This window comes from Marinibaculum pumilum, from assembly GCF_042646425.1.
GTDB classification, from domain to species: Bacteria; Pseudomonadota; Alphaproteobacteria; order Ferrovibrionales; family Ferrovibrionaceae; genus Marinibaculum; species Marinibaculum pumilum.
Genome location: NZ_JBHRTR010000007.1, coordinates 101,695 through 127,902, shown reverse-complemented (window position 1 = coordinate 127,902; position 26,208 = coordinate 101,695). Strand labels below are relative to the sequence as shown.

General features: G+C 69.4%; 23 protein-coding genes. 11 read left to right on the top strand and 12 right to left on the bottom strand.

Annotated elements, in window-relative coordinates:
• Positions 1–165: 165 nt before the first annotated feature.
• From ACFOGJ_RS03015 to kynA, 3 genes are read right to left on the bottom strand one after another with little or no spacing between them, the layout of a single operon-like run.
• Positions 166–879 carry a response regulator transcription factor gene (locus tag ACFOGJ_RS03015; protein WP_379898023.1) on the bottom strand — a complete coding sequence of 238 codons (714 nt, stop codon included), beginning with the start codon at positions 877–879 and terminating at the stop codon, positions 166–168.
• Between the two features lie 46 nt (positions 880–925).
• The gene (locus ACFOGJ_RS03010) at positions 926–1,804 is read right to left on the bottom strand and encodes an alpha/beta hydrolase (RefSeq protein ID WP_379898021.1); all 879 of its coding nucleotides are present in this window, start codon (positions 1,802–1,804) and stop codon (positions 926–928) included.
• An 11-nt stretch (positions 1,805–1,815) separates the two neighbouring features.
• Complete coding sequence (gene kynA / locus ACFOGJ_RS03005) at positions 1,816–2,649, bottom strand: tryptophan 2,3-dioxygenase (RefSeq protein WP_379898020.1); 834 nt, start codon at positions 2,647–2,649, stop codon at positions 1,816–1,818.
• 147 nt (positions 2,650–2,796) lie between these two features.
• Here kynA and ribA point away from each other — a divergent pair, with 147 nt between their 5' ends.
• Together ribA and ACFOGJ_RS02995 are read left to right on the top strand one after the other, a co-directional pair.
• On the top strand, positions 2,797–3,945 hold the full coding sequence (gene ribA, locus ACFOGJ_RS03000; RefSeq protein ID WP_379898017.1) for a GTP cyclohydrolase II: 1,149 nt from the start codon (positions 2,797–2,799) through the stop codon (positions 3,943–3,945).
• Positions 3,946–4,109: 164 nt separating this feature from the next.
• Complete coding sequence (locus ACFOGJ_RS02995) at positions 4,110–5,432, top strand: hypothetical protein (RefSeq protein ID WP_379898015.1); 1,323 nt, start codon at positions 4,110–4,112, stop codon at positions 5,430–5,432.
• Between the two features lie 3 nt (positions 5,433–5,435).
• Here ACFOGJ_RS02995 and ACFOGJ_RS02990 read toward each other — a convergent pair whose 3' ends face one another.
• Positions 5,436–6,383: a DMT family transporter gene (locus tag ACFOGJ_RS02990; protein WP_379898013.1), complete on the bottom strand. Its 948-nt coding sequence runs from the start codon at positions 6,381–6,383 to the stop codon at positions 5,436–5,438.
• Here ACFOGJ_RS02990 and ACFOGJ_RS02985 point away from each other — a divergent pair.
• On the top strand, positions 6,326–6,961 hold the full coding sequence (locus ACFOGJ_RS02985) for a L,D-transpeptidase family protein (protein WP_449288569.1): 636 nt from the start codon (positions 6,326–6,328) through the stop codon (positions 6,959–6,961). The two genes, ACFOGJ_RS02990 and ACFOGJ_RS02985, sit on opposite strands and share 58 nt — an antisense overlap.
• Positions 6,962–7,018: 57 nt before the next feature.
• Here the strand turns inward: ACFOGJ_RS02985 and ACFOGJ_RS02980 are convergent, their stop codons facing one another.
• Positions 7,019–7,729 (bottom strand): YggS family pyridoxal phosphate-dependent enzyme, encoded by a 711-nt coding sequence (locus ACFOGJ_RS02980; RefSeq protein WP_379898010.1) that lies wholly within the window; start codon positions 7,727–7,729, stop codon positions 7,019–7,021.
• A gap of 192 nt (positions 7,730–7,921) precedes the next feature.
• Between ACFOGJ_RS02980 and ACFOGJ_RS02975 the strand changes: the two genes are divergently transcribed.
• Positions 7,922–8,452: a class I SAM-dependent methyltransferase gene (locus ACFOGJ_RS02975; RefSeq protein WP_379898008.1), complete on the top strand. Its 531-nt coding sequence runs from the start codon at positions 7,922–7,924 to the stop codon at positions 8,450–8,452.
• Positions 8,449–9,783 (top strand): glycosyltransferase family 9 protein, encoded by a 1,335-nt coding sequence (locus ACFOGJ_RS02970; RefSeq protein ID WP_379898006.1) that lies wholly within the window; start codon positions 8,449–8,451, stop codon positions 9,781–9,783. Before ACFOGJ_RS02975 ends, ACFOGJ_RS02970 begins: the two co-directional genes overlap by 4 nt.
• On the opposite strand, the gene ACFOGJ_RS02965 is transcribed toward ACFOGJ_RS02970, so the two are convergent.
• The 4 genes from ACFOGJ_RS02965 to ACFOGJ_RS02950 all read right to left on the bottom strand — a co-directional run bounded on the left by ACFOGJ_RS02965 (position 9,774) and on the right by ACFOGJ_RS02950 (position 15,169).
• Positions 9,774–10,598: a sulfotransferase domain-containing protein gene (locus tag ACFOGJ_RS02965; protein ID WP_379898004.1), complete on the bottom strand. Its 825-nt coding sequence runs from the start codon at positions 10,596–10,598 to the stop codon at positions 9,774–9,776. The genes ACFOGJ_RS02970 and ACFOGJ_RS02965 overlap by 10 nt on opposite strands.
• 126 nt (positions 10,599–10,724) lie before the next feature.
• Positions 10,725–11,918, bottom strand: a complete 1,194-nt coding sequence (locus ACFOGJ_RS02960; protein ID WP_379898001.1) for a porin — start codon at positions 11,916–11,918, stop codon at positions 10,725–10,727.
• Positions 11,919–12,237: 319 nt separating this feature from the next.
• A complete protein-coding gene (locus tag ACFOGJ_RS02955; protein WP_379897999.1) occupies positions 12,238–13,428 on the bottom strand; it encodes a porin in 1,191 nt (396 codons plus the stop codon).
• 481 nt (positions 13,429–13,909) lie between these two features.
• The gene (locus tag ACFOGJ_RS02950; RefSeq protein WP_379897997.1) at positions 13,910–15,169 is read right to left on the bottom strand and encodes a porin; all 1,260 of its coding nucleotides are present in this window, start codon (positions 15,167–15,169) and stop codon (positions 13,910–13,912) included.
• 468 nt (positions 15,170–15,637) lie between these two features.
• On the opposite strand from ACFOGJ_RS02950, the gene ACFOGJ_RS02945 reads away from it, so the two are divergent.
• From ACFOGJ_RS02945 to holA, 6 genes are all read left to right on the top strand, one after another.
• Positions 15,638–16,159 carry a DUF3576 domain-containing protein gene (locus ACFOGJ_RS02945; protein WP_379897994.1) on the top strand — a complete coding sequence of 174 codons (522 nt, stop codon included), beginning with the start codon at positions 15,638–15,640 and terminating at the stop codon, positions 16,157–16,159.
• 28 nt (positions 16,160–16,187) lie between these two features.
• Positions 16,188–18,281 (top strand): tetratricopeptide repeat protein, encoded by a 2,094-nt coding sequence (locus ACFOGJ_RS02940; protein ID WP_379897992.1) that lies wholly within the window; start codon positions 16,188–16,190, stop codon positions 18,279–18,281.
• Entirely contained in the window at positions 18,271–18,963 is a 693-nt protein-coding gene (locus ACFOGJ_RS02935) for a hypothetical protein (protein WP_379897990.1), read from the top strand. Before ACFOGJ_RS02940 ends, ACFOGJ_RS02935 begins: the two co-directional genes overlap by 11 nt.
• A gap of 142 nt (positions 18,964–19,105) precedes the next feature.
• Positions 19,106–21,739 carry a leucine--tRNA ligase gene (leuS, locus tag ACFOGJ_RS02930; RefSeq protein WP_379897988.1) on the top strand — a complete coding sequence of 878 codons (2,634 nt, stop codon included), beginning with the start codon at positions 19,106–19,108 and terminating at the stop codon, positions 21,737–21,739.
• Positions 21,726–22,256, top strand: coding sequence for a hypothetical protein (locus ACFOGJ_RS02925; RefSeq protein WP_379897986.1), 531 nt, complete (start codon positions 21,726–21,728; stop codon positions 22,254–22,256). Before leuS ends, ACFOGJ_RS02925 begins: the two co-directional genes overlap by 14 nt.
• 31 nt (positions 22,257–22,287) lie before the next feature.
• Positions 22,288–23,322 carry a DNA polymerase III subunit delta gene (gene holA / locus ACFOGJ_RS02920; protein ID WP_379897984.1) on the top strand — a complete coding sequence of 345 codons (1,035 nt, stop codon included), beginning with the start codon at positions 22,288–22,290 and terminating at the stop codon, positions 23,320–23,322.
• Between the two features lie 130 nt (positions 23,323–23,452).
• On the opposite strand, the gene ACFOGJ_RS02915 is transcribed toward holA, so the two are convergent.
• The 3 genes from ACFOGJ_RS02915 to rsmG form a co-directional block, all read right to left on the bottom strand.
• Positions 23,453–24,475 carry a ParB/RepB/Spo0J family partition protein gene (locus ACFOGJ_RS02915; protein WP_379897982.1) on the bottom strand — a complete coding sequence of 341 codons (1,023 nt, stop codon included), beginning with the start codon at positions 24,473–24,475 and terminating at the stop codon, positions 23,453–23,455.
• A 138-nt stretch (positions 24,476–24,613) separates the two neighbouring features.
• Positions 24,614–25,465, bottom strand: a complete 852-nt coding sequence (locus ACFOGJ_RS02910) for a ParA family protein (RefSeq protein WP_379897979.1) — start codon at positions 25,463–25,465, stop codon at positions 24,614–24,616.
• Between the two features lie 90 nt (positions 25,466–25,555).
• Positions 25,556–26,197, bottom strand: coding sequence for a 16S rRNA (guanine(527)-N(7))-methyltransferase RsmG (gene rsmG, locus ACFOGJ_RS02905; protein WP_379897976.1), 642 nt, complete (start codon positions 26,195–26,197; stop codon positions 25,556–25,558).
• Positions 26,198–26,208 lie beyond the last annotated feature (11 nt).

Genomic DNA, 26,208 nt, shown 5'->3' with positions numbered 1-26,208 from the left:
TGGCTCATCAAAGCTCCTCCTCACGGAGCTTGAATCACTGTTCGCAATCCCATGCTACAAATTTATGAGTTTACGACCTAGCTGGGCGAAAATGGCTGGTTGGGCGAAGAAGGCCGGCCACGCGGCGGCGGAGAAAGCCCCGGCTCCGTTCAGCCCGCCGTCCGTTCAGCCGCCGTGCGCGGCGGTACCTGGCACCAGCCGGTAGCCACCCGGCTCCGTCACCAGGATGGCGGCACTGGCCGGGTCCCGCTCGATCTTCTGGCGCAGCCGGTAGATGTGGGTCTCCAGCGTATGCGTGGTGACCTCCGCGTTGTAGCCCCAGACCTCGGTCAGCAAAGTCTGGCGCCCCACCACCGCACCCTCCGCCCGATACAGGTATTTGAGGATCGCGGTCTCCTTCTCCGTCAGCCGGATCTTCTTGCCCTTTCGCTCGTCGTCGACGAGCAGCTTGGCGCTGGGCTTGAAGGTATAGGGACCGATACCGAAGACGGCGTCCTCGCTCTGCTCGTGCTGGCGGAGCTGGGCCCGGATGCGGGCCAGCAGAATGTTGAACTTGAACGGCTTGGTGACATAGTCGTTTGCGCCGGCATCGAGGCCGGTGATGGTATCCTCGTCGCCGGTGGCGCCGGTCAGCATGATGATCGGGGCCGCCACCTTGGCCTCGCGCAGCTGTCGGCAGACCTCGCGGCCGTCGCTGTCCGGCAGGCCGACATCAAGCAGGATCACCTCGAAATCGCCACTGCCGGCAGAGGCGATGCCCTCCGCGCCGGTGGAGGCGCAGGCGGTGGCGAATTCGCCCGTCAGCTCCAGCTGCTCCGCCAGGGAATCGCGGAGGATCTCGTCATCGTCGATCAGCAGGATCTGTCTTGCGCGCGCCATGCCGGTGCCTCCCTGCAGGGCCGTACTTCTGGACGGTACGGCGGTACTACAACCCCATCTGGCGCAGTACGGCAAGGTTCAAGGGGCTATCGAGGTCGGCCAGCTCGTCGATGACGTTGAAATGATGCAGTCCGGGCCGCGGGATCACCTCGCAGGCCAGGCCGCGGCCCGTCCAGGCCGCGCCGAACGCCTCCTGCTGGCGCTTGAACTCCTTGCTCTCGTCGCCGCCCACGCACAACACCATCGACACCGGCGGCAGGCGGCGCTTGTCCTCCTGCAGGATCTGCAGCGGCGAGTTGCGCGCCGCGCTCTGCGGATCGAGCTGCAGGTTGGCGTTCAGGTAGGACAGCCGGATCGGTTCCAGCTCGTAGATGCCGGAGACGCAGCAGGCCCCCTTCACCAGGTCCGGCGGCAGTTCCGGATCGAAGGCCTGCCAGTCGGTCAGCGCCGCCATCGCGGCGAGATGCGCGCCGGCGGAATGGCCGGAGATGAAGATCCTGTTGGGATCGCCGTTGAAGTCCTTCGCATTGCGCCAGGCCCAGGCGCAGGCGGAGCGGATCTGCCGGACGATATCGTCCATGCCGACGTTCGGCGCCAGGCCGTAGTTCACCACCAGCACGTTGGCGCCCAGCGGCGCCAGCCCTTCCGCGATATAGTCGAAGTCCGACTTGTCCATCGACTGCCAGTAGCCGCCATGGACGAACAGCTGGATCGGCGCATTGCCGCGCGGTGCCGGAAAGATATTCAGCTTTTCCGCACCGGTCCGGCCATAGGACTGGTTCAGCCGGCAGTTCAGCGCCTCCCGGGTGCCGGCGCTCCACGCCTTCCAGTTGTCGAAATGGTTCTGGACCGTCGGCACCGCCAGACGGTTGTTGTACTGCGCGTCCAGCGCTTCCTGGTCGTACTCAAGCCAGACCGCAGCCATGCAACCCTCCCTCACAACTCGGTTCGTAGCGCCCATAATTCAGGAAAGAACGCGAAGTCCAGCGCTTTTTTCAGGTAGGTGACACCGGCCGAGCCCCCGGTACCACGCCGCATTCCGATGATCCGCTCGACAGTCTTGAGGTGCCGGAACCGCCATTGCTGGAACCAGTCCTCGACATCGACCAGCTTCTCCGCCAGCTGGTAGAGGTCCCAATGGCGGTCGACGTCGCGATAGACCTGCCGCCAGGCGTCCAGCACCGTGCGGTCCTCCTGCCAGGTCTGGGTGCGGTCGCGCGCCAGCACCGTCTCGGCGATCTCGAAGCCCGAGCGGGCAAGGCAATGCACGGCCTCGTCATAGATGCTGGGCGCCGCGAGCGCCGCCGCAAGCTCGGCATGCATCGCGGTATCGTGGCGGAACGGCGCCAGCAGGGACCGGTCCCGGTTGCCGAGCGCGAATTCCAGCAGCCGGTAGCCGGCGGACTGAAAGCCGGAGGCCTGTCCCAGCCGGTCGCGGAACGCCAGGTAGTCGGCGGGCGTCAGGGTGGACAGGATGTCCCACGACTGGATGATCTGCGCCTGGATGCGGGACACCCGGGCCAGCATCTTGAAGGCCGGCTGCAGGTCGTCGGCGGCAATGCTGCGTGTGGCGCCCAGCACCTCATGGCGCATCAGCTTCATCCACAGCTCTGTCGCCTGGTGGATGGTGATGAACAGCAGTTCGTCATGGCTGTCCGACACCGGGCGCTGCGCCGCGAGCACCTTGTCGAGGCACAGATAGTCGGAATAGGACATCCGACCCTCGAAGTCGGTGAAGATTCCCTCCTCCAGGGTCTTGTCAGATGTCATTTCCACCGTCCGGCCCGCCGGGGCCATGTACGTTCCCGGCCCCCACTCTACAATTCCGCCGAGGCATGAGCATTGGAAAAATCATTGTCCGGGCTGCGCTTTTTCCCGGCGTTGCAGCACATGGTGCCGGCCGCGTAGCATGCAGCCATGATCCCCGCAAAAGGCTTCGCGCCTTCCCTTCAGGCGACCCGCCAGCATCGGCGCATCGGCCGGGCGCTCGCCGACCTCCGGCGCGGCCTGCCGGTCGTGGTCGAAGCCGGACAGGGCGCGCTGCTGGCCCATGCCGCCGAGCATCTGGACACGCCGGCCCTGGCAACCCTGCGCGAGGCCGCCCGCCGGGACGGGTCCGGGCAGGCCGACGTGCGGACATTCGTCACGGCGGCCCGGGCGGCCGTCCTGCACATCAAGCGCACCGGCCATTCGGTGGTCGGCGTGCGGGTGATCCCCGAGATGGACGCCCGGACCCTCCGCGACCTGGCCGACCCGGCCACCGACCTCGACCGGCCGCTGATCGGGCCCTTCGAATGGCTTCGGGAACCACCGGGGGAGGCGGCCCTTGCCGCCGTGAAGCTGGCGAAACTGGCGCAGCTGCTGCCGGCGATGGTGGTGGCCGCGACCGATGAGGCGGCAGACAGGCTGGCCGGACGACTGGACCTGATCGCGCTGGATCCGAAGACCGTGCTGGCGCATGACGAATATGCGGCCCGGTCGCTGAAGCCGCTCGGCCAGCCGGTGCGCCTGCCGCTGCACGATGCCGCCCAGGCCCGGATCCAGGCCTTCCGGCCGGCCGATGGCGGACCGGAGCATCTGGCGGTGATCGTCGGCCAACCGGACCGGCATGCGCCGGTCCTGGCGCGGATCCATTCGGAATGCTTCACCGGCGACCTGCTGGGCAGCATGCGCTGCGACTGCGGCGAGCAGCTGCGCGGCGCGATCCGGCAGATGGATGCCGCCGGCGGCGGCGTGCTGCTCTACCTGGCACAGGAGGGGCGCGGCATCGGCCTGATCAACAAGCTGCGCGCCTACCGGATCCAGGACCAGGGCTTCGACACGGTGGAGGCGAACCTGCGGATCGGCTTCGACGCGGATGAAAGGGTATTCCTGCCGGCGGCGGAGATGCTGCGCCTCCTCGGTTTCGACGCGGTGCGGCTGCTGACCAACAATCCCGACAAGGTGGCGGGGCTGGAAGCCTGCGGCGTCACCGTCGCCGAGCGGGTGCCGCTGGCCTTCGCCGCGAACGCCCATAACGAGTTCTATCTCGACACCAAGCGCAAGAAGTCCGGCCACTATCTCTAGCCGGCCCGGCGGTACCCGCAGCCCGCCCCGCTGGGAGCCTGCCCGGTCGGATCTGCCCGGCACTTCCTGCACCGTCACAGCAGACATCCGCCAAGTCATTGATTTCAAATAGCTCTCTCTTTGGCCCGAATCCTGCGAAGGGATCTGCCGAGGAGTTATGCGCTATGTTGACCCCGGCACTGGCAGAGCAAGGCTATTACGGCGAGGCCCTGGAACGGCCCGAGGCGCGCGGCATCTATCATGACGCCGCGGCCGAGAAGGCGCTGTTCGGTGCGGAGGGCCTGACCTTCGATTCGCTGCTGGATGCGATCAACCCGCTGCATCACATTCCGGTCGTCGGCTCCATCTATACCGAACTCACCGGCGACAAGATCGCCACCGGTCCCTCCGTCGTCGGCGGCCTGCTGTTCGGCGGCGTGATCGGCGCCGCCGGTTCGGTCGCCAACGCCGCCTTCGAGGCCGTTACCGGCGATTCGATCGGCGGCCATGTCATGGCGATGATCGGCGACGATGAGGAAGCGCCGTCGGGCGACGTGACCGTCGGGCAGGTGCAGCTGGCCGGTGCCGCGCAGGACGGTGCGGCCGACAAGGCGCCGGCCGCCGCCCAGGCCGCTTCCGCAACCTCCGCCGGCGACCAGGCAAGTGTTGCCGCGGCCCTGGCGGCCGCCCAGCCCGCAACACGCCCGGCAACGGCGGATGCCGGGCGGCAGCCGGCTGTCGCGGCCGCATCGCAGACCGCAGCCGCCAATGCCGCCGCCCTGGACGCAGGCGCCATGTTCCGGGCGAGGAGCGCCCATCCGGCCTCCGGCGCCGATGCCCCCGCCGCGCCGCCACAGGCTGCCGCTCCGTCGCAGACGGTGCCGCCGGCCCAGGTGGCATCGCTGGATCCGGCGCAGGCCGGAGCGGGCCAGGCACCGGCGGCACAGAACGACATGCCGAGCGCCAACCCGGGCGGCAACCCGGGCGCCGCGGCCCTGAGCCGCATCGCCAATGCGCAGGCAACCGACATGCCGGCCCTGCCGCCAGACCTGGATGCCCGGCTGCGCCACGCACAGAAGGCCATGGCCGCCAGCGGCCTGGTCGCTTCGCCCGATGCGGCGATGCGCGCACGGATCGGCCAGGCCCTGAACCAGGCGACGCCAGCTGAGGCCGGCGCCCAGGTCCCGCCCCCGCCCTCCGTTGCCGATGCCGATGCCGGGCGGCCGCCGGTCCAGGCGCAGGGCCAGTCGCAGACGGCCCAGCCTCAGGCCCAGGTGCAGCAGGCCGCCCTCACGGCACCCGCCCGCCCCGGCAGCCATACCTACATGCCGCTGGACGGGGATTCCCGCGGCGGCCGGCGCTGGTACGGCCTCGGCACGGCGGATGTCGTCGCCTCGCCGGTCCCGGCCTCGCCGCAGATGGCCGCGCAGGCCCTGGCAAACGAGGTCTACCGCCAGCGCGGTGCCGCCGCCCAGGCGGCCGCGCCCAGCGTCGACGTCAGCTACTGACCCCTACGGCTTTGCGCCTCCCGGCGGGCGGCGCCGGAAGATCGCCGCCAGGGGCAGCTGTGCCACGGCGATGCCCAGCAGGATGAGCCCCAGCACCAGGAATGCCCGCAAGGGCAGGGCCTCCCCCAGGAACAGCGCCCCCCAGATCACCCCCAGGACCGGGTTCACGAAATTGCTCCACGCCACGAAGGTCGCGCCGATCGTGGTGACCAGCCGCACGAACACGATGCTGGCAGAGGCACTGGTCCAGAACGTCAGGCCCACCAGGCCGATGATTGCGGTATCCGAAAGCTCCAATGTCCAGGGCGCGTCGAAGACCAGCGACGCCGGCACCGCGTAGAGGGAACCGCCCAGCAGGACACAGGCGGCGGCGGTGACCAGCGGCACGCCGGAGATCCGCCGCGCCACCAGGTTGCCGACCGCCCATGACAGCGCGGAGCCAAGGGCGGCGAACTGCCCGATCATCTGGGCCTCGCTGCCGACACCAAGGCTCTCGAGCGCCTGGGGCCCCACCAGCCACACGATGCCGGCCATGCCGACCATGATGCCCAGCAGGCGCCGGCCGGTCAGCTTCTCGTCCTCGGTCAGCAGATGCGCCGCGATGAAGGCGGCCAGCGGCATGAAGCCCACCAGGATCGCGATCAGCCCGGAATCCACACTCTGCGCGGCGCGCCCCAGCAGAACGAAGGGCAGGAAGCTGCCCAGGAAGCCGGTCACCGGAAAGACGGCCAGCATGCGCCAGTCGCGGGGGAAGCGTTCGCCCAGAATGCGCGCCAGGGTCAGCAGCGCGATCGCGCCGCCCAGATTGCGCACGGCAGAGATCGTTGCCGGCGGCACGTCGTCGGCGGCAAGATCGATGAACAGGTAGGCCGTGCTCCATTGCAGGGACAGCAATGCCAGAAGCAGATAGTCCGTGCGGCCCGCACGGCGCAGTCCGGGAAGGGCGATCATCGGCCGGGGATCCGCCGCCAGGCCCGGACCGGTTCGGCGGCGGCGCCGCGACCTGGCGGGTCACCCCCTGCGGCGCCGGCCGGATCGGCATCCTGGCCGGCCGCGGCATCGCCACCGCCTGCGCTCTCGGCAAGGGCGGTGTCCGGACCGGCAAAAGGGAGGGCGACGGCGCCACGCCGGCCGGGCTGTGGCCGGTGCGACGGCTGTACTACCGGCCCGGCCGCCTCTTCCCGCCGCGCAGCGGCCTGGCGGTGCGTCCGACCGGGCCGCGGGACGGCTGGTGCGACCAGCCGGATCATCCCGCCTACAACCGTCGGGTCCGCCTGCCGATCGCCGGCAGTGCCGAGCGGCTGCAGCGGCCGGACCGGCTCTACGACCTGGTGATCGAGCTGGGCTACAACGATTCGCCGCCGCGGCCCGGCGCGGGAAGCGCCATCTTCATGCATGTGGCCCGGCCCGGCCTGCGCCCGACCGCCGGCTGTATCGCCGTGCCGCTGCCTGTGTTGCGCCGGATTGCCGCGCGGATGCGGGCCGGCGACCTGGTCCTCGTACAAGGCAGGGGATCCCTCCCGGACTGACCCCGGCCGATGCGCGGGGCCGCGGCAAAGCTTGGATATCGCTTGCGGCAAGGGGGGTCAGCCGCGGGCACCGAAGATCGCGCTGCCCACCCGGACATGGGTGGCGCCCTGGGCGATCCCGGTCTCGTAGTCCGCGCTCATGCCCATCGACACCACCGCCAGGCCGTTGCGATCGGCGATCTTCTTCAGCAGCGCGAAATGCATGGCCGGCTCCTCGTCCGCGGGCGGGATGCACATCACGCCTGCGACCGGCAGTCCGAGCTCGTCGCGACATTGCGCGATGAAGGCATCGGCTTCGGCAGGCGCCACGCCGGCTTTCTGCGGCTCCTCCCCGGTATTGACCTGTACCAGGCAGGTCGGGCGGCGGCCGGCCTTCTCCATCTCGCGGGCAAGCACCGTCGCCAGCTTCGGCCGGTCGACCGTCTCGATCACATCGAACAGGGCAACGGCATCGGCGGCCTTGTTGGTCTGCAGCGGGCCGATCAGGTGCAGTTCCAGGTCGGGCACGTCCGCCCGCACCTGGGGATACTTTCCCTGCGCTTCCTGCACCCGGTTCTCGCCGAAGACGCGCTGGCCGGCGGCACAGGCGGCCCGGACATCGGCCTCGGGACGGGTCTTGGCCACCGCGACCAGGGTGACATCGGACGCCTGCCGTCCGGCCTGGGCCGCGGCGGCGGCGATGCGGTCGCGCACCGCGGCCAGACTGCCGGCGATATCGCCGGCATCGCCCCTCGCCTCGTCGCCAGTCTTTGCTATGTTCTCGGCCATGTTCGCGCCGTCATCTGCCATCCTCCCCCAAGACCCGCTCACCCGGTCGCGCCGCGACCGGGACATGCCGGCCGGGTCCCCCGCCTGCCGCCGTGCAGTATACGGCCCCGGGCCCCGTCCTGGTCCGCGTCAGGCCGATACCTGCCCCCGGAGGATCGCATGCGCCTGAACCTCGGCTGCGGATCCAAGAAAATGGACGGTTGGATCAATGTCGACAAGGAGGCGGCGAGCGCGCCCGACCAGGTCGTGGACCTGGAGGCCCTGCCCTGGCCCTGGCCGGACGGCAGCGCCGAGGCCGTGGTGCTGCGCCACGTGCTGGAGCATCTGGGCGCGGAGACGTCGGTCTATCTGGGAATCGTCAAGGAACTCTACCGGGTCTGCCGCGACGGCGCCGAGGTCACGATCACCGTCCCCCACCCCCGGCACGACCAGTTCCTGAACGACCCGACCCATGTGCGGCCGATCACCCCGCAGGGACTGGAGCTCTTTTCCCGCGCCCGCTGCCTGGAATGGCAGAAGGCGGGCTCCGCGAACACGCCGCTGGCCCTGTATCTGGAGGTCGACTTCGCCCTGCAGTCGGTCAATATCGTGCCGGACCGGCTGTGGCGGGACCGGATCGCGCGCGGCGAGGCAAGCCAGCGCGACGTGATGGAAGCATCCCGGCTCTACAACAATGTGATTGCGGAGACCACCATCGTCCTGCGGGCGGTGAAGCCGGCATGAGCCGCCGCGCCGGGCAGCGCGGGACGGAGCGGCGCGACCGCGACCGGAGGGCGGGAGGCGCGGCGGCGCGCCGGGGCGGCCCTGCGACCGTGCCGTCCAGCACCCAGATGCTGACCTTTGCCGCCCGCGAGCCATTCTCCTTCAACCAGCACAATTGCCGGCCCGAGGCCGGTCAGGAGGGGCGCGCCGGGGAGCGCTACCTGACCTCGTCGGACGAGTTCCTGCAGCACGTGATCCTGCGCAATCCGCAGGTCTTCCGGATCGTCGAGGAGCAGAGCAGCCTGCCCTGCCTGCCGTTCCCCGCCTGGGGCGAGACGGACTTCCGCAACAGGCGGGTCCTCTTCCTGCTGCCCAGCGGGGCGCTGGGCGACAATGTCGGGACGGTGCTGTTCCTGCAGGCCTTCGCCGAGCAGAGCGGTGCGCGGGCGATCGGCGTTTTCGGGGCGCGGTCCACCGCCGACATCTACCTGACGGCGGGGGTCGCCACGGTCTATACCCTGTGGATCGGCCGAGCCGAGCTGAAGCGCTGGGACATCGTCGTCGATTTCGGCCAGCTGGAAGGCCGCGGCAATATCGACATCTGGCCGGTCGACATGGAAAGCCAGCTGCTGGCGGTCTTCGGCCTGCAGCCCGCGGAGCGGTACCGACCGCAGGCACGCGCCCTGCCGACGGACCGGCCGCTGGAGATCGGCATCCTGCCGCTGGCCTCCTCGCCGCTGCGGACCCTGCCGGTGGAGGTCTGCGCCGACCTGGCGCGGCGCCTGGCACCCGAGGGGCAGGTGACCGTCTGCCTGAACGCCAACCAGCAGCAGGGCCGGCTGTACCGCCAGGCGGTGGCGCCGCTGCTGCCTGCCGGCTGCCGGATCGTCGACGTCTTTCCGAAGATCGGTGACCTGCTGGAGGCGGTCGGCGCCTTCGACTACGCGGTGTTCGCCGATTCGGGCCCGGCCCATATGAGTAAACTGTTCGGCACCCCCGGGGTGGCGGTCTACAGCTCCGCTCCGGGCGAGGTGCTGCAGGGCCGCTTCTCCAACCTGGACCGCTGGACCATCCCCTTCTCCGGCCCCTGGTGCACGGCGCCCTGCGGCCTGGCCAAGGTGCGCCAGCATCGCGACGGCCGGATCGGCTGCATGGGGTCGCTGGAGGCGCCGGTGTCCGACCTGCCGACCCTGCCGAACCGGCCGGACCCGCGGTCGGTGGAGCGGCTGTTCCGGGAGTCGGTGCCCTGCATCGCATCGCTGCGGGCGGCGCCGGCCGCCCTGGGCGAGCATGTCATGGCCGACCTGGCGCGACGCCGCGCGGCCGCAGGTGGCGGAACGGATCAGAGATAGCCGAAGCGGCGCATGACGGTGCCGTGCGCCGTCTCGATCGCGGCCGCCTGTTCCGGGGTCATGATCCGCCGCCACTGGCCGACCTGGCCGGAGCGGAAGAAGGCATCGGCGTGGACGGATTTCTCGCGGAATCCCTCCTTCCGCTCCTGACCCTGCAGGACCTTGAAGGAGGCGAAGCGGATCGCCTTGTCCAGGCGCTTGCGATCGGGCGGCAGGCCAAGGAACTGCACCACCCCGCCGAAGGCGGCACGCGGCCGGCTGTGCATATCCTCGTAGCGGACGACATGCAGGCTCTGCCCGGCCTGGTCCGTCCAGCTCTCCACATGCTCCGACCAGGTGCCGTAGAACTGCTGCACGTTCAGGTCGGTCATCGCGGTGGCCGCCGCCTCGTTGCCCATCATGGTGATGGCCTGATCGAGGGTCAGGCCGAAATGGTGGGTCATCGAGATCGCCACGTCGCGCGGGTCCCGGACGACATAGATCGCCGCGGTCGTGTACTCCATGGTGATCAGGGGCACGCCATTGTGCTGCGCCAGGGCATTGTGGGTCTTCACGAAGACCGAATCCGGCCAGCTTTCGGAGATCAGTCTGTGGACCTCCGGTCGCAGCTGTGCGATCCGCTCCTCGCTCCAGCCCTCGATCGATTCGCCGGCGGCACGGTCGAACCAGTGCCGCAGGGTGTCGCCATGGGTGAACTGGGTGAGCTGGTTGATGTCCATCGGCTTCGCGGGATCCCGCAGCAGGTTGTGCAGGAACGCGCGCAGCCAGGTGTTGCCGGATTTCGGATAGGACGCGAGCCAGATGATGCCAGCCATGGGCCTGTCTAAGCGCAATCCCTGAAGCGGGGCAAGGGATATCGGCATCGGCGGCAAAAAGACAAACCCGCCGCGGCCGGGCCGCGGCGGGTTGCCATTTCGGGGGTGCGTTCGTCGCCGCGTCGGCTAGAAGTCGACGCTGGTACCGATCGAGGCGCTCCAGGCCTTGTTGGTCGAGTAGCTCTGGATCGCCGCGTTCGTCGAATTGGTCTCCCAATCGTAGTACTGCACGCCGGCGATCAGCGAGATGCCGGGGCCGAGCAGGTAGGAGCCGCCGACGGACACGCCGTCGAAGGTGTCTTCCTGGCCGATATACTTGGTCTTCTTGTTGGCATACATCACACCGCCCTCCCAGGGGCCGGTGGTGTAGGTCAGGCCGACATTCCAGTCCCAGCTGTCCTGGTCCGGGTTGTAGCCGTCGTCGAAGCTGCGGCGATAGCCGCCGCCGAAGGCGATGCCCTGGTAGCCGAGCTGGCCGCCGACACCCCACTGGCTCTCCTCGCCGGTGCCACCGACGCCGACGGTCCGGGTGATCCCGTTGCCGTTGCTGCTGGTGAAGTAGGCGGCATAGAGGCCGACATCGACGCCGCCGAAGCTGTTCTCGTAGTTCGCGGCCGTCTCGATGATGTCATAGCCGCGGGCCAGGTTGTCCTGCAACTGGCCGGCATAGGATCCGCCGCAGGGCCGGCTGCCGCCATTGCCCTGGGAGCAATTCACCGGGGTGTAGGACACGCCAAGCTGGATGCCGAAGAAGCGCGGCGTGAAGTAGTTCAGGCGCTCCCGCTTGCTGGTATAGACGATGGTCGCCGGGGTGGCGGCCAGGTTGCCGTTGCCGAAGCTGTTGGTCTGGTTGACCACCAGGATGTCCGGCGTGTTCAGGCCCAGATGGGGCACCGGGTTCGGTGCGCCGATGAACATCTCGTCGCCGGCGCCGTTCGCCTTGCCGAACTCGACCTTGCCGAACTGGGAGCTGAACCAGATGTAGGACTGGTCGATCTGGTCGCGGCAATCCAATGCGTTGAGGCGGACCTGGACGCCGACCTGCAGGCCGTTGTCCAGGGTGGTCTTGCCGGTGAAGTGGATGCGGCCGCGACGGCTGAAGCCGTTGTTGCGGCGGTCGTGGCCGGGCGCGTCGTCGGCGGTGCCGGAGACATTGTCCGGCCCGATGCCGTCGTCCTGGCTGACGACGCTGAAGAAGCCGTACATATTGCCGCTCATGCCCAGCTGGATCGGCTTGCCGCCGTCCTGGGCTTCCGCCGCGGTCGCCCCCAGGGCTGCCGCCGCCACCAGCGCTGTCGCGCCAAGCAGGTGTTTCCGCATCGAATCCCCTCCGCCCACTGCGAAAATTGAAGCTGCCGACCGATCCGCCTCGACGAATCCATCGACCTTGTCCGATGACTGGACCCTAGGCGGGTTTTGCTAAGCTTTCGTGACGCGGGGATGACTCGACGTCGTTTCATGTGCAGTGCGGCATGACTGCAACAGATTCCGTGATCGCCGGTGCCGGCCATCATGCTGCCGGGCAAAAGAAAGCCGGCCCGGAGGGGCTGCCTCCGGGCCGGCGATCTTGGGTGCGATCCGTGGAGCGCGGATCCGCAGGTCGCGGATCCGGCAGTCACAGGTTCGAAGGGGGACCCGATCAGAAGGTGAGAGAGGTCCCCGCAGAGACGTTCCAGGCCTCGTTCGTGGCCGGCACGCTGATCGCCGGATTGGTGGAATTGGTACCCCAGTCGAAATACTGCACCGCCACGCCGAGATTGATGCCCGGGCCGAGCTCGTACTGGGCGCCGACGGAGGCACCGTTGAAGTCGTCGGTCCGCGGGGCGAGGTCGTATTCGGTCTGGCCGTACTGGCCGCCGACGGTCCAGGGCCCGGTGGTGTAGGTCAGGCCCACGTTCCAGTCCCAGCCGTCCAGGCCGCGGGTCATGCCGATGTCTTCGCTCTTGCGATAGCCGCCGCCCAGGGTGAAGCCCATATAGCCGACGCTGGCGCCGAAGCCCCACTGCTTCATGTCGCCGGTATTGGTGCCGATCGCACCGGCGGCCACGCCGTTCTCGGTCTGGATGTAGCCGCCATAGACGCCGACATCGAAGCCGCCGAAGGTGTTGACGTAGTTGGCACCCACCGACAGCTGGTCATAGGCCTGGCCAGCGACGTTGGCGACCTGCTGGCCGGCATAGGAGCCGCCGCAGGCATTGGTGCCGGCATTGCCCGCCTGGCAGGCCGTCGGGGCATAGGACACGCCCAGCTGGATGCCAACAATCCGCGGGGTGAAGTAGGTCAGATGTTCGACCTTGGAGACGCCCACATAGGTCGCCGGGGTCGAGATCAGGTTGCCGACGCCGGAGGAGTTGGAGGAGTTCACCGGCAGGAAGTTCGGGGTGTTGATGCCCAGCCCGTCGACCGGGGTCGGCGCGCCGTAGAACATGATGTAGGACGCCGGATAGGCCTTGCCGAACTGGATGCGGCCCAGATTGTTCTCGAACCAGACATAGGATTCGTCGATCTGGTTGACGTCGTCCTCGGCCTCCAGCTCGACATGGACGCCGACCCGCAGGCCGTTGTCCAGCACGGTGCGGCCGGTGAAGTGGATCTCGCCCTCGCGCAGGAAGCCGAAATTGCGGCGGTTATGGCCCGGCGCGTCATCAGCCGTGCCCGACACGTTGTCCGGGCCCGCGCCATCCGACTGCGAGGCATAGTTCATATATCCCTGCATGTAGCCGCCGACCGTCAGCTCGACGGGCCCCGCCTTGTCCTGCGCCTGGGCAGCGCCCGCGGCCATCACGGCCGTTCCGGCCAGGATCGTTGTGGCCAAAAGAGTTCCGCGCATTGCTAAACCTCTCGTCACGACAGGGCCCGCCCCCATGCAGCAGCCCGCATTCCATGTCGGCATAGGGCCATATCTTGCGGTGCAAAAAAAGACTTTTGCCTAGCAGGTGCGCATCTTTGTGACGCTGCAGTGACTGAAACAACACAGCAGCGTGGCGCTGCATACAATATGGGCGCCGCATGCCCGCAAGCTGCATACGTAGGCAGAATGGGATGCGGACATGTCCGATCGGAAGGCATGGCGCCGGCTCCGGATCTGCCGGAGAAGAATCCGGATCTGGATCATGTTGCACTGCGACATCGTCCGCGGCCGGTATTGCCGGGATGGGCCTGTCCTGGCCCCGCCGCCGCGTGCCCGGCCCGGCCCGCCGCCCAGCCGAGCGGCGCGGGATGGCCGAGAGGGACAGCCGTCCAAAAAAAACGGGGGCGCCGAAGCGCCCCCGTTCCCGGGCCCGAAGACCCGAAGCTTGTGGGTACGAGGATCAGAAGTTGATGTTCGTACCGACGCGGAACACCGTCGCGGTGTTGTCCACCGAATTGGTGGTACCGGCGACGACGCCGTTGGAACCATCGTCCATCGTGGCGTGGGTGGCGCCGACGAAAGCGGTGATGCCGGGGCCGACCAGATAGGTGCCACCGATCTGGAGGAAGGTGCCCTCGTCCTCACCCGCAACGTCGGTCGCCGAAGCGATGGTGCCGGCCGCGCCGATCAGCACGCCCTGCTCCTGCTTGATCTGCGAGTAGTCGATGCCGATGCCCCACGGGCCGGTCTTGTAGCCGACGCCCACGGTCCAGGAGGTCTGGTCCATGTTCTTGCCGCCGGTGCTGGCGAAGAGGCCGGTGTTCTGCTTCTTGTAGGCACCGCCGACGGAGAAGCCGGCATAGCCCAGCTGAGCGCCGGCGCCCCAGGCGCGGATCGCCTCGTTGCCGCCGGTCACGATCGAGCCGGGGGTCAGGCCGTTGTTGTTCTCCACGTCCAGGGTGGAGCCCTGCCAACCGCCATAGACCGCCACGTCGAACCCGTTGAAGGAGTTCACGTAGTTCGCCGCGATATCGAACAGGTCGGACTGCTGACCGGACACCTTGTTGGCGATCTGGCCGGCATAGGCACCGCCGCAGCCCCGCGGGGTGGTCAGGCCGCCGCCGGCCTCGTTGTTACCCGCCTGGCAGTTCTCAGGGGTGTAGGACACACCGATCTGGAAGCCGAAGAAGCGCGGGGTGTAGTAGGTGATGTGCTCTGCGTCGTTGAAGTTGTAGAGCATCAGGTTCATCGACGAGACGTTCGCGGTGGCCGCGTTCGAGTTCCAGTCGACCAAGTTCTGAATCGCCGGGTTGAAGCCCGGGATGAAGCTCGGCGAGCCGTAGTACATCTTGGACGCGGCCTGGTCGGTCGCGCCGAACTCGACACGGCCGAACGGGCTGTCGAAGAAGATGTAGGCTTCGTCGATCTGGTCGGTGGAGTCCTCGGCCTCGAGCTGGACGTTCACGCCGACCAGCAGGCCGTTGTCCAGACGGGTCTGACCCTTGAAGATGATCTCGCCTTCGCGGAAGAACCCGAAGTTGCGACGATCGCCGACGGCCTGCGTGGCGCCGGTGTCCTGGTCGGTATAGGCCATGTGGGCGGCCATGTAGCCGCCGACCTTGAGCTCGACCGGTCCGGCCTTGTCCTGGGCGGACGCAGAAGCGCTGGCCAGAACGCCGGCAGCGACCAGAGCCGTCGTGCCGTAGAGGACCTTCTTCATGCTGTTTATCTCCAATGTGCGTAGCGACGAACGTTGCTAACAATGACGAACCGCGCTCCGGTTCGCACCCCGAGGCGTATAAGGCCATCGGCCCCCTTTCCCCGTCAACAAATCGCTGGGCGGCATTGTGGTGAAATCCGCGCACTGTGACAGTTGCGTCACATGACGCCGCGCGGCCTGGGATTCCAAGCTTCCCCGGCGGAATCCCGCTGCCATGGCGGGCGGAATCGCCCCGGCTATTGCGCATCCCCGGCAGGGTGTCATATTTGGGGAAGAAGACGTTCCGGCCCCCTTTATCTGGTGTATCTTTGCCGCGCGGGGATAGAGGCGTAGGTTGCGGGCCGCGTCGGCGCGGCACCGTTGCTGCACCGTGCAGGCCCCGAAGGGGCGCACAGGCACCGGCGTCATCACCCCTGCTTCAGAAGGGACGACGAGAATCGCTCCATGCATGCGGCATCGATAAGACTTGTGGCAGCCTCTGCCATCGCCCTGCTGCTCCTTGGCGCCTGCGAATCCGGCGACGTGGAATACAGCTATCCGGAGAAGGTCGGGCGGAACCGCTACGACCCGAGCGGCCGTACCGAGCAGAATACGGTGTTCGGTCCCGGCGGCCTGTCGATCTTCGGCGGCGGCAGCGATGCCGCCGACGGCAGCGGCGGCGGCGGCGGGATCGGCGTGAACAGCTTCCTGTGGCGCGCCTCCCTGGACACCATCTCCTTTATGCCGCTGGCCTCCGCCGACCCGTTCGGCGGCGTCATCATCACCGACTGGTACACGCCGCCGGCATCGCCCGACGAACGGTTCAAGATGACCGTCTATATATTGGACCGCACCCTGCGCTCCGACGGGGTGAAGGTGGCTGTCTTCCGCCAGCGCCGCAACGGCGGCGACTGGCTGCAGGAGCCGGTGGCCGACGACACGGCGACCAACCTCGAGAACGCGATCCTCGCCCGCGCCCGCCAGCTGCGGATCGACCAGGCCGGCGGCTGAGTCCGCGGAACCGGGAGGCTGCCTGTCCGTGGCTGAGCGGCGCGGTGCGCGAAACGGTTCCGGCGGCCGCGATCCGCGCACGATCCTGACCACAGCGCAGCAGGCGCTGGCCAACGGCCGGCCGGCTCAGGTGCTCGACCTGCTGCGGCCCTTCGAGTCGGCGCCCGCGCTGGCCCGCCTGCCGGCGCCCATGCAGGCCGCGGTGCATGCCTTCCGCGGCACAGCGCGGCTGCAGCTTGGCGATCCGCCGGCCGCAGCGGCCGCCTTTTCCCAAGCCATGCGTCTCGACCGCAGGGATGCCGGCCTTGCCTGCAGCCTGGGCGCCGCCCTGCAGCAGGCGGGACGGGCAGAGGACGCCCTGGCTGCGTTCGCGGAGGCGGAGCGCCGCGCCCCCGGCCTGGCCCAGGCCGCCTATGGCCGCGGCGTCGTGCTGCACGGGCTCGGCCGGTTTCCGGAAGCGGCGGATGCCCTGGCGGAGGCGATCCGCCGCGACCCGAACCACCTGCCGGCGCACGAGAACCGGGCGATTGCCCTGGCCGCCGCCGGCCGCGAGGCCGAGGCGGATGCGGCCTGGCGGGACGGCCTGGCGACGCAGCCGTCCGGATCGCCGGGGCATCGGCGCCTTGCGGCCGGCCTTGCCCGCCATCTGGCGGCCACCGGCCGGGCAGAGGCGGCGCTGCCCTGGTTCGCCGCCGCCCGCGACGGCGGCCCGCCGATGGTCGAGGGGCTTGCCGGATCGGAGGCCGCCGCCCTGCTGGAGGCGGGGCGGCCCGCCGATGCGGCCGCGCTGCTGTCCGCACCGGCCCAAGCGCCATCCGCCGATGCCGAGCTGCTGTCGCTTCTGGGCGCCGCGCTGCTGGCCGATGGCCGGCCGGAGCAGGCCCTGCCCATGCTGCAGCGGGCCATCGGCCTGGACCCCGGGCATCGCGGCGCGCAGCTCCATGCCGGCCATGCCCGGCAGGCATTGGGCGATCTGGCCGCCGCGGAAACCCATCATCGCGCCGCCCTGCGCGACGACCCGTCCTGGCCGCCGGCGGTGATCGGCCTCGCCACCGTCCTGCAGGAAGCCGGCGACGACGAAGCCGCGACGGAGATGTTCGACCGCGCCGCCGCCGCCGCGCCGGAGCAGGCGCAGCTGCGCTGGAACCGCGCGCTGCATGACCTGCTCTGCGGTCGCTACGCGGCGGGCTGGGACGGCTATGTCAGCCGCTGGCAGGTGCCGGACTTCCCGACGCCGGCGCAGGAAACCGGGCTGCCGGCCTGGAACGGCGACGACCCGGCAGGACGGCACCTGTTCGTCTGGCCGGAGCAGGGCCCCGGCGACGAGATCATGTTCGCCAGCTGCCTGCCCGACCTTCTGGCCGCCGGGGCGGAGGTGACCCTGCAGACCGGGCCGCGGCTGGCGCCGCTCTTCGCGCGGTCCTTTCCCGGACTGCGGGTGACGACGGCGGCCAACCCGCCACCTTCCGCCACGGCGGCGCTGCCGATCGGCGACCTGCCGCGGCACTACAGGCAGCGCGAGGCGGATTTTCCCGCCAGGCCCGCCTTCCTGGCCGCGGACCGGCAGGCGGTTGCGGACTGGCGGGCCCGCTGGCGCGATGCCGGCGGCGCCGGCGGCGCGATCGTGGGCCTGTCCTGGCGCGGCGGCGTGACGCCGGGCGAGCGCCGGCGCCGCGGCGCCACCCTGGAGGACTGGTCGCCGGTGCTGCGCCTGCCTGGACTTGTCTGGGTCAACATGCAATACGGCGCCGACGCTGCGGCGCGGTTTGCGGCGGCGGCGGAGATCTACGGCATGACCGTCGTCGACGGCCCGGACCCGGCCGGCGACCTGGACGAACTGGCCGCAGCCGTTGCCGCGACCGATGCCGTCGCCTCGATGGCGAACACGCTGGTGCATCTGGCCGGCGGGCTGGGCCGGCCCTGCCTTGCCGTCGTGCCCGCGGCGCCGAGTTGGCGCTGGCAGCGGGCGCGGCTCGACAGTCCCTGGTACCCGACCGCCCGCCTGGTCCGGCAGGGACAGGACGAGGCCTGGCCGCAGGTGATGTCGCGCGCCGCCGATATCCTGTCCGGCCTGCTGCGCGACGGCCGGGCGGCGGCAGAGGAGCCTGACGATGAGCGATGAGATCCCCCTGTATGTCGGCTTCGATTCCCGGGAGGCGATCGCCTACGAGGTCTGCCGCCACTCGGCGGAGCGCCATGCCAGCCGGCCGGTGCGGGTGGCGCCCCTGGTGCAGGAGGAGCTGCGGTCGGCGGGCCTGTACTGGCGGGACAAGGATCCGCTTGCCTCGACCGAATTCACCTATACCCGCTTCCTGGTGCCGCATCTGGCCGGCTTCCGCGGCTGGGCCCTGTTCTGCGACTGCGATTTCCTGTGGCTGGGCGATATCGCCGAACTGTACGACCTGCGCGACGACAGGTTCGCGGTGATGTGCGTGCATCATGATCACCGCCCGCCGGAAACGGTGAAGATGGATGGCGCGGTGCAGACCCGCTACCGGCGCAAGAACTGGTCCAGCATGGTGCTGTACAATTGCGGCCATCCGGCCAATGCGGTGCTGACGCCGGAGCTGGTCAATGCCTCGACCGGCGCCTTCCTGCACCAGTTCCAGTGGCTGGAGGACAACCTGATCGGGGCGGTGCCGGAAACCTGGAACTGGCTGGAAGGCTGGTGCGCGCCGCCGGCGGACGCGCCGCCGAAGGTGGTGCACTACACCCGCGGCGGGCCCTGGTTCGCGCAATGGCAGGACGTCACCTACGGCGATCTCTGGCTGCAGGAAGAGGCGGCCGTGAAGGCCGGCGGCTGACAGCGGCGACCGCCGCCGCCGATACTTGAAGCCTGGGCGGGTGCACCTATGATCGCCGCCCGTTGCCGGACCGTGCAACGACCGAGTTCAGCCTTCCCGCCGGGACCGCGCCCGCGGGACCCGTGATTCCCGAGGTCAGAAGATGTCGCGCTACAACGCGAAGACAGTCGAAGAGAAATGGCAGGCCGTCTGGAGCGAGAAGGGCACGTTCCAGGTGCCGGACGATGCGCCGGGCGAGCGCTACTACGTCCTTGAGATGTTCCCCTATCCGTCGGGGCGCATCCATATGGGGCATGTCCGCTGCTATACCCTCGGCGATGTCGTCGCCCGCTACAAGCGGGCGCAGGGCTGCGCGGTGCTGCACCCGATGGGCTGGGACGCGTTCGGCCTGCCGGCGGAGAATGCCGCGCGCGAGCGCGGCGTGCATCCGCGCGAATGGACCTACAGCAACATCGCGGCGATGCGCGCCGAGCTGCAGCGCATGGGCCTGTCGCTTGACTGGTCGCGCGAACTGGCCACCTGCCATCCCGGCTATTACCGGCACCAGCAGGAACTGATCCTGGACCTGCTGGACGGCGGCCTGCTGTACCGCCGCGCGGCGGAGGTGAACTGGGACCCGGTCGACCAGACCGTGCTGGCCAACGAGCAGGTGATCGACGGCCGCGGCTGGCGCTCCGGCGCCCTGGTGGAGAAGCGCAAGCTGGAGCAGTGGTTCTTCCGGATCACCGCCTTCAACGACGAGCTGCTGGAGGCGCTGGACCGGCTGGAGCGCTGGCCCGACCGGGTGCGCAACATGCAGCGCAACTGGATCGGCCGCTCGCGCGGCGCACAGGTCCGCTTTCCGGTCAGCGGCCGGACGCCCGGCAGCACGGATGGCGGCATCGCCGAGGTCGAGGTCTTCACCACCCGGCCGGACACCCTGTACGGCGCGAGCTTCATCGCCCTGGCGCCGGACCACCCGCTGGCGCTGGAGGTGGCCGCGCGCGACCCCGCGGCGCAGGCCTTCATCGAGGAATGCCGCCGCACCTCCACCGCCGAGGCGGCGATGCAGACGCAGGAGAAGCGCGGCTACGATACCGGCCTGACGGTGCGCCACGTGCTGGCGGGCGATGGCTGGAGCCATGGCGACCTGCCGGTCTACATCGCCAATTTCGTGCTGATGGGCTACGGCACCGGCGCGATCTTCGGCTGTCCGGCGCATGACCAGCGCGACCTGGACTTCGCGCGCGCCTACGGGCTGCCGGTGCGACAGGTGGTGCAGGCCGCCGACGGCGCGCCCGACGGGATCGGCGCGGAGGCCTATGTCGACGACGGCGAGGAGGCGCGGATCGTCAATTCCGCCTTTTTGGACGGGCTGACCGTGCCGGAGGCGAAGGACCGGGTGATCGCGCGGCTGGAGGAGCTGGGCTGCGGCACCGGTGCGATCACCTATCGCCTGCGCGACTGGGGGATCAGCCGGCAGCGCTACTGGGGCTGCCCGATCCCGGTGGTGCACTGCCCGTCCTGCGGCCTGGTCCCGGTGCCGCGGGCGCAGCTGCCGGTGGAACTGCCGGAGGATGTCCGCTTCGACGTGCCGGGCAACCCGCTGGACGCGCACCCGACCTGGAAGCATGTCGACTGCCCCAGCTGCGGCGGGCCGGCGCAGCGGGAAACCGACACCTGCGACACCTTCGTCGATTCGAGCTGGTATTTCGCCCGCTTCTGCAGCCCGCGGGCGGAGACCCCGCTGCCGCGGGAGATCGTCGATCCCTGGCTGCCGGTCGACCAGTATATCGGCGGCATCGAGCATGCGATCCTGCACCTGCTCTATGCCCGCTTCTTCGTGAAGGCGCTCCGCCAGGTCGGCAAGATCGCGGTGGAGGAACCGTTCGCCGGCCTGTTCACCCAAGGGATGGTCTGCCACGAGACCTACCGTGCGGAGGGCGGCGGCTGGCTGTCGCCGGACGAGGTGACCAAGGATGCGTCCGGCGCGCTGGTGGCAGTGGCCGACGGCCGGCCGGTCACCGCCGGCCGGTCGGAGAAGATGTCGAAGTCGAAGCGCAACACCGTCGATCCGGGCGCCATCATCGAGCAGTACGGCGCGGACACCGCGCGCTGGTTCATGCTGTCCGACAGCCCGCCGGAGCGCGACCTGGAATGGACCGAGGACGGCGTCGCCGGTGCCTGGCGGTTCACCCAGCGGCTGTGGCGGCTGCAGGAGGATGCGGTGGCGCTGCTGCGCGATGCCGCGTCGGACGATATCGACCCCGATGCCCTGGACGCTGCGGACCTGGCGGACTGGGCGGCGGAGCTGCGGCGCGGCACCCACAAGGCGGTCGCCAATGTCACCGCCACCCTGGAGGTCTTCCACTTCAACAAGGCGGTGGCGGAGATCCATTCCTTCGCCAACCTGCTGGCCGGGGCGAAGCCGAAGGGCGGCCTGACCGCGGCCGATGCGGCGGTGCTGCGCCGCGCGCTGGAACGCATGGCGGTCCTGATCGGACCGATGATGCCGCACCTGGCGGAGGAGATCTGGTCGCAGCTGGGCCATGACGGCCTGCTGGCGGACCAGCCCTGGCCGAAGGCGGACCCCGCCTTCCTGGCGCAGGACCAGGTGACCATCGGCGTGCAGGTCGCCGGCAAGCTGCGCGCCACCCTGACGGTGCCCCGCGACGAGGACCAGGAGACCCTGCGCGAGGCGGCGCTGGCCAATGACAATGTCCGCCGCGCGATTGGCGACAAGCCGGTGCGCAAGGTGATCGTCGTGCCCAACCGGATCGTCAATGTCGTGGTCTGAGGCAAGCCGCCGGCGGATCCTCGCCGGCGCGGCCGCCGGCCTGGCGACCGCCCTGCTGTCCGGCTGCGGCTTCCGGCCGCTGTACGGCGAGCAGGCGAGCGCGGCGGCACCGGCGGAACTGGCGCAGATCCAGCTGCCGCGGCCCAGCTCCCGGCTGGCGCAGCTTGTCTATGTGCCGCTGGCCGACCGGCTCAACCCCTCCGGCCGCCAGGTCGAAAAGCGCTATCGCCTGGACCTGGCGCTGAGCGAGACGGAATCGGGCGTGCTGATCACCCGCAGCGACGAGGTGACCCGCATCAACCTGACCCTGTTCGCGGCCTTCGCCGTGGTCGACCTGGAGGAGAATACCAGGCTGTTCGACGGCACGGCGAAATCGGTCGCCTCCTACAACGTGCTGCGGTCGGATTATGCCAACCTGACGGGCTATGACGATGCGCGCGAGCGCGCAGCGGCCGACCTTGCGGAACAGCTGTCGCTGCGCATCGGCGTCTATTTCTCCGATCCGCAACGGCGCTGAGCGGCCGCGGTAAGGGAGGAGCCGCCGCGCGATGGTGAAGCTGACCGGCGCCCGGGCCGACCGGTTCATCGCCCGCCCGGATCCCGGCATCCAGGCGGTGTTGCTGTTCGGCAGCGACCGCGGCCTGGTCCGCGAACGCGCCCTGAAGCTGGCCGGCACCGTCACGGACGACCTGCAGGATGCGTTCCGGGTGGTGACCCTGACCGGGGACACCCTGTCGGACGACCCCGCGCGCCTGGCGGACGAGGCCGCCTCCATGGCGTTCGGCGGCGGACGCCGGGTCGTGATGATCTCCGGTGTCAGCGACAAGCATGGAAAACTGTTCGCGGGCTTCCTGGACGCACCGGCGGGCGACGCGCTCATCGTGGTCGAGGCCGGCGAGCTGACCCCCCGCTCCAGCCTGCGCAAGGCATTCGAGGGCGCCGAGTCCGGCGCCGCGATCGGCTGCTATGCCGACGACCGGGCCGGGCTGGACCGGTTGATCGACGAGGTGCTGGGCGGCGCCGGGATCGGCGTCGATCCCGGCGCCCGCAGCTATCTGGTGGAGCATCTGGGCAGCGACCGGATGGTCAGCCGCAGGGAACTGGAGAAGCTGGTTCTCTATGCCGGGGCGGCGCGGGAACTGACCCTGGAGGATTGTGCCGCGGCGATCGGCGACAGCGGCGCCCATACCCTGGACGACACGATCTTCGCCGCGGCCGATGGCGATGTCGCGGGTCTTGAACAGGCGCTGGATCGCAGCTTCCTGGCGGCCGAGAGCCCGATCTCCCTGATCCGCGCCATGCAGCGCCACCTGCAGCGGCTGCAGCTTGCCGCGGCGGAGCGCAGTGGCGGGCAACCCGACGATTCGGTGATCGGACGGATGCGGGTCCATTTCAGCCGCCGGTCGTCGATGAAACGGCAGCTGTCGATCTGGTCCCCGGATCTGGTGTCGCAGGCGATCGACATCGCGATGGAGGCGGAGCGCGACTGCAAGACCACCGGGATGCCCGATCGGACGATCTGCCGGCGGGCCTTGCTGCGAATCGCCCTGGCCGCACGAAGCCGGGCGGGCCGGCGCTACTGACGGCCGGCCGCGGCCCTATCAAAATTTGGACAGTGGTGTTTTTCTTTTTAAAATCAATACGTTAATCGAATTTCACGGCGTGCGTCGACAAAGTTTGATCCGGTACGCCTCGGGTCGTCCGGGGCCCGGATCAGTCGTCGCGCAGGGCGCCGAGCTCCGCTTCCAGCACATCGGCAAGCTCTTCGTCGTCGATCGGGTCCTCGTCCGCTTCGCTTGCCCTACCAGCGCCGCCCTCCAGAACCTGGATCAGGGCGTCGAGCTGTTCCAGGCCGCCATAGGCGATCCGGACCTCGCCACTGCGCCCGCCATGCCGGATCGAGACCTTCATCCCCAACCCGTTGGACAGCCGCGCCTCGAGGTCCTGGATATCGGCGTCGCCGCCGGCCGCCGCGCGGCCCTTCCCCTTGCCCTTCGGCGCTGCGCCGCCCTGCCGGGCCCCGGCCGCCAGCGCCTCCGCCTGCCGCACGGAAAGATCCCCGGAGACGATCTTCTTCGCCAGCCCGAGAGGGTCCTCCGCCGTGACCAGCGCACGCGCATGGCCGGCCGAGAGCCGGCCGTCGGACAGGTAGGACTGCACCTCCGTCGGCAGTCCCAGCAGCCGGATCAGGTTGGCGACATGGCTGCGGCTCTTGCCGATCGCCTCGGCCACCTTTTCCTGGGTATAGCCGAATTCGTCCATCAGGCGCCGGTAGCCGCGGGCCTCCTCCAGCGCGTTCAGGTCGGCGCGCTGGACATTCTCGACGATCGCGATTTCCAGGGCGGCGACATCGGTGATCTCGCGCACGACCACCGGCACGTCGTGCAGGCCGGCGCGCTGCGCGGCCCGCCAGCGGCGTTCGCCGGCGATGATCTCGAACCGCTCCCCCTCCGCCGGCGTGCCGGCCGGCAGGGGGCGTACCAGAAGCGGGATCAGCACGCCCTTGGCGCGGACGGATTCCACCAGGTCAGCCAGCGCATCTTCGTCGAAATGCCGCCGGGGCTGATAGGGATTGGGCTTCAGGTCGCTGACCGCGAGGATCCGGTCCGGTGCGATCCGGGCCCCCTCGCCGGCGCCGTCCGTCCCGGCGCCTGCGGCCACGATCGCCGGCTCATCGCCCAGCAGGGCGGCAAGACCGCGCCCGAGCCCTTTCCGTTTGGCTTTGTTGTCGGCCATTGGCCCTCCATACCTGCTGACCACCCGGCCCTACCGGCCGGCCGGCGCCATCGCTGCGGCTGTCGGTGACCGGCTCTCCGGTCGCGATCTCCGGCCCGGGATTCGGGGTTTGCGCCCGTTGCGGGACCGGCAGCGTCGCTAAGCGGCCTTGTTGGCCTGGGCGCGTTCCCGACGGATCACCTCCCGCGCCAGCTGCATATACGCCTCGCTGCCCGGGCACTTCATGTCATAGACCAGCGCCGGCTTACCATGGCTCGGCGCCTCCGACAGCCGCACATTGCGGGGAATCACCGTCTCGTAGACCTGGTCGCCCATATGCTCGCGCACATCGCTGGCCACCTGCTCCGACAGGTTGTTCCGGCGGTCGAACATGGTGAGCACGATGCCATGCAGTTCCAGCCGCGGGTTGTAGGAGGCGCGCACCCGCTCGACGGTGCGCAACAGCTGGCTGAGGCCTTCCAGGGCGAAGAACTCGCATTGCAGCGGCACCAGGACGGCATCCGCCGCCACCAGGCCGTTGATCGTCAGCAGGGACAGCGATGGCGGGCAATCGACCAGCACATGATCGTAATCGGCCGGCAGGCCGGCAATCGCCTTCTGGAGCTGGCGCTGGGGCTCCGCCTCGTCGGCAAGCTCGATCTCCGCGCCGGAAAGATCCACCGTCGATGCCACGAGGTCGAGGCCGGGAACCACGGTCGACAAAGCGGCCTGCTGCAATCCGGTCTGTCCGGTGAGGACCTCGTAGGTGGTCACGGTGCGGTCGCTGCGCCCGACGCCAAGCCCGGTCGAGGCATTGCCCTGCGGGTCGAGGTCGATCAGCAGGACCTTTTCGCCGATCGCCGCCAGCGCGGTACCCAGGTTGATCGCCGTGGTGGTCTTGCCCACCCCGCCCTTCTGGTTGGCAAGGCAGATCACCCGGGCGCGCGGGCCTTTGCCGGCCCCGCCCCGCTCCGACGGGTGCGGTGTCGCGTCGGCCTCGCGTTCGGCCATTGCTGTCTCCTTGGATCTGGCTCAGCAGAGATGTCTCGGCCATGCCCGGACCGGCCGGTGCCGGACCCCGGCACGGCCGGTTCCACCGGGTCAAGCCCCGCGGCCGGATTCAGCCGCCGGCGACACGTTCCCCGCCGGCGACATGGTCCCGCCCGGTCCCGCTTGGCTCCGCGGCATCGGCTGGGTGAGGCGCAAAACGACGCTGTCTGGATGTGTCAGGCTGCCCGAGGGCGTTGCATCGAATATCCAGGATTCCGCCGCGGCGGTCAATTCGTCCTGCCAGCGCGCACCCTTCTGGAACAGCCCCACCGTGGTCCTGCCGAAGAATGGCGCAGACAGGGCCAGCAGCTCCGGCAGCGGCGCCAGGGCGCGGGCCGAAACGACGGCAAAATCCCCCATTCCAGGGGCGCCATGCAGGTCTTCGATGCGACTGTTGCGGATTTCGGCCCGGGCGCCGGTGGCGCGGGCTGCCTCCCGCAGGAAGGTGCATTTCCGGCTGTCGCTCTCGACAAGGGTGACCTCCCGGTCGCTGCAGATGGCGACCACCAGCCCCGGCAACCCGGCGCCCGATCCGAGGTCCAGCCATCGGCCGTCCGGCGGGGCATGGCGCAGCAGCTGCGCCGAATCGGTGATGTGGCGGTGCCAGATCTCCTTCTCCGTGCCGCGCCCGATCAGGTTCAGGGCCTTCTGCCATTTGCGGAGAAGCGCGACATAGATCTCCAGGCGCGCCATTGTTTCACGTG

What these genes read in the sequence shown, in the direction of transcription:
- ACFOGJ_RS03015 (WP_379898023.1), bottom strand. Translation starts at nt 879, where the DNA reads ATGGCGCGCGCAAGACAGATCCTGCTGATCGACGATGACGAGATCCTC.
- ACFOGJ_RS03010 (WP_379898021.1), bottom strand. Translation starts at nt 1,804, where the DNA reads ATGGCTGCGGTCTGGCTTGAGTACGACCAGGAAGCGCTGGACGCGCAG.
- kynA (WP_379898020.1), bottom strand. Translation starts at nt 2,649, where the DNA reads ATGACATCTGACAAGACCCTGGAGGAGGGAATCTTCACCGACTTCGAG.
- ribA (WP_379898017.1), top strand. Translation starts at nt 2,797, where the DNA reads ATGATCCCCGCAAAAGGCTTCGCGCCTTCCCTTCAGGCGACCCGCCAG.
- ACFOGJ_RS02995 (WP_379898015.1), top strand. Translation starts at nt 4,110, where the DNA reads ATGTTGACCCCGGCACTGGCAGAGCAAGGCTATTACGGCGAGGCCCTG.
- ACFOGJ_RS02985 (WP_449288569.1), top strand. Translation starts at nt 6,326, where the DNA reads ATGCCAGAAGCAGATAGTCCGTGCGGCCCGCACGGCGCAGTCCGGGAA.
- ACFOGJ_RS02990 (WP_379898013.1), bottom strand. Translation starts at nt 6,383, where the DNA reads ATGATCGCCCTTCCCGGACTGCGCCGTGCGGGCCGCACGGACTATCTG.
- ACFOGJ_RS02980 (WP_379898010.1), bottom strand. Translation starts at nt 7,729, where the DNA reads ATGGCCGAGAACATAGCAAAGACTGGCGACGAGGCGAGGGGCGATGCC.
- ACFOGJ_RS02975 (WP_379898008.1), top strand. Translation starts at nt 7,922, where the DNA reads ATGGACGGTTGGATCAATGTCGACAAGGAGGCGGCGAGCGCGCCCGAC.
- ACFOGJ_RS02970 (WP_379898006.1), top strand. Translation starts at nt 8,449, where the DNA reads ATGAGCCGCCGCGCCGGGCAGCGCGGGACGGAGCGGCGCGACCGCGAC.
- ACFOGJ_RS02965 (WP_379898004.1), bottom strand. Translation starts at nt 10,598, where the DNA reads ATGGCTGGCATCATCTGGCTCGCGTCCTATCCGAAATCCGGCAACACC.
- ACFOGJ_RS02960 (WP_379898001.1), bottom strand. Translation starts at nt 11,918, where the DNA reads ATGCGGAAACACCTGCTTGGCGCGACAGCGCTGGTGGCGGCGGCAGCC.
- ACFOGJ_RS02955 (WP_379897999.1), bottom strand. Translation starts at nt 13,428, where the DNA reads ATGCGCGGAACTCTTTTGGCCACAACGATCCTGGCCGGAACGGCCGTG.
- ACFOGJ_RS02950 (WP_379897997.1), bottom strand. Translation starts at nt 15,169, where the DNA reads ATGAAGAAGGTCCTCTACGGCACGACGGCTCTGGTCGCTGCCGGCGTT.
- ACFOGJ_RS02935 (WP_379897990.1), top strand. Translation starts at nt 18,271, where the DNA reads ATGAGCGATGAGATCCCCCTGTATGTCGGCTTCGATTCCCGGGAGGCG.
- leuS (WP_379897988.1), top strand. Translation starts at nt 19,106, where the DNA reads ATGTCGCGCTACAACGCGAAGACAGTCGAAGAGAAATGGCAGGCCGTC.
- ACFOGJ_RS02925 (WP_379897986.1), top strand. Translation starts at nt 21,726, where the DNA reads ATGTCGTGGTCTGAGGCAAGCCGCCGGCGGATCCTCGCCGGCGCGGCC.
- holA (WP_379897984.1), top strand. Translation starts at nt 22,288, where the DNA reads ATGGTGAAGCTGACCGGCGCCCGGGCCGACCGGTTCATCGCCCGCCCG.
- ACFOGJ_RS02915 (WP_379897982.1), bottom strand. Translation starts at nt 24,475, where the DNA reads ATGGCCGACAACAAAGCCAAACGGAAAGGGCTCGGGCGCGGTCTTGCC.
- ACFOGJ_RS02910 (WP_379897979.1), bottom strand. Translation starts at nt 25,465, where the DNA reads ATGGCCGAACGCGAGGCCGACGCGACACCGCACCCGTCGGAGCGGGGC.
- rsmG (WP_379897976.1), bottom strand. Translation starts at nt 26,197, where the DNA reads ATGGCGCGCCTGGAGATCTATGTCGCGCTTCTCCGCAAATGGCAGAAG.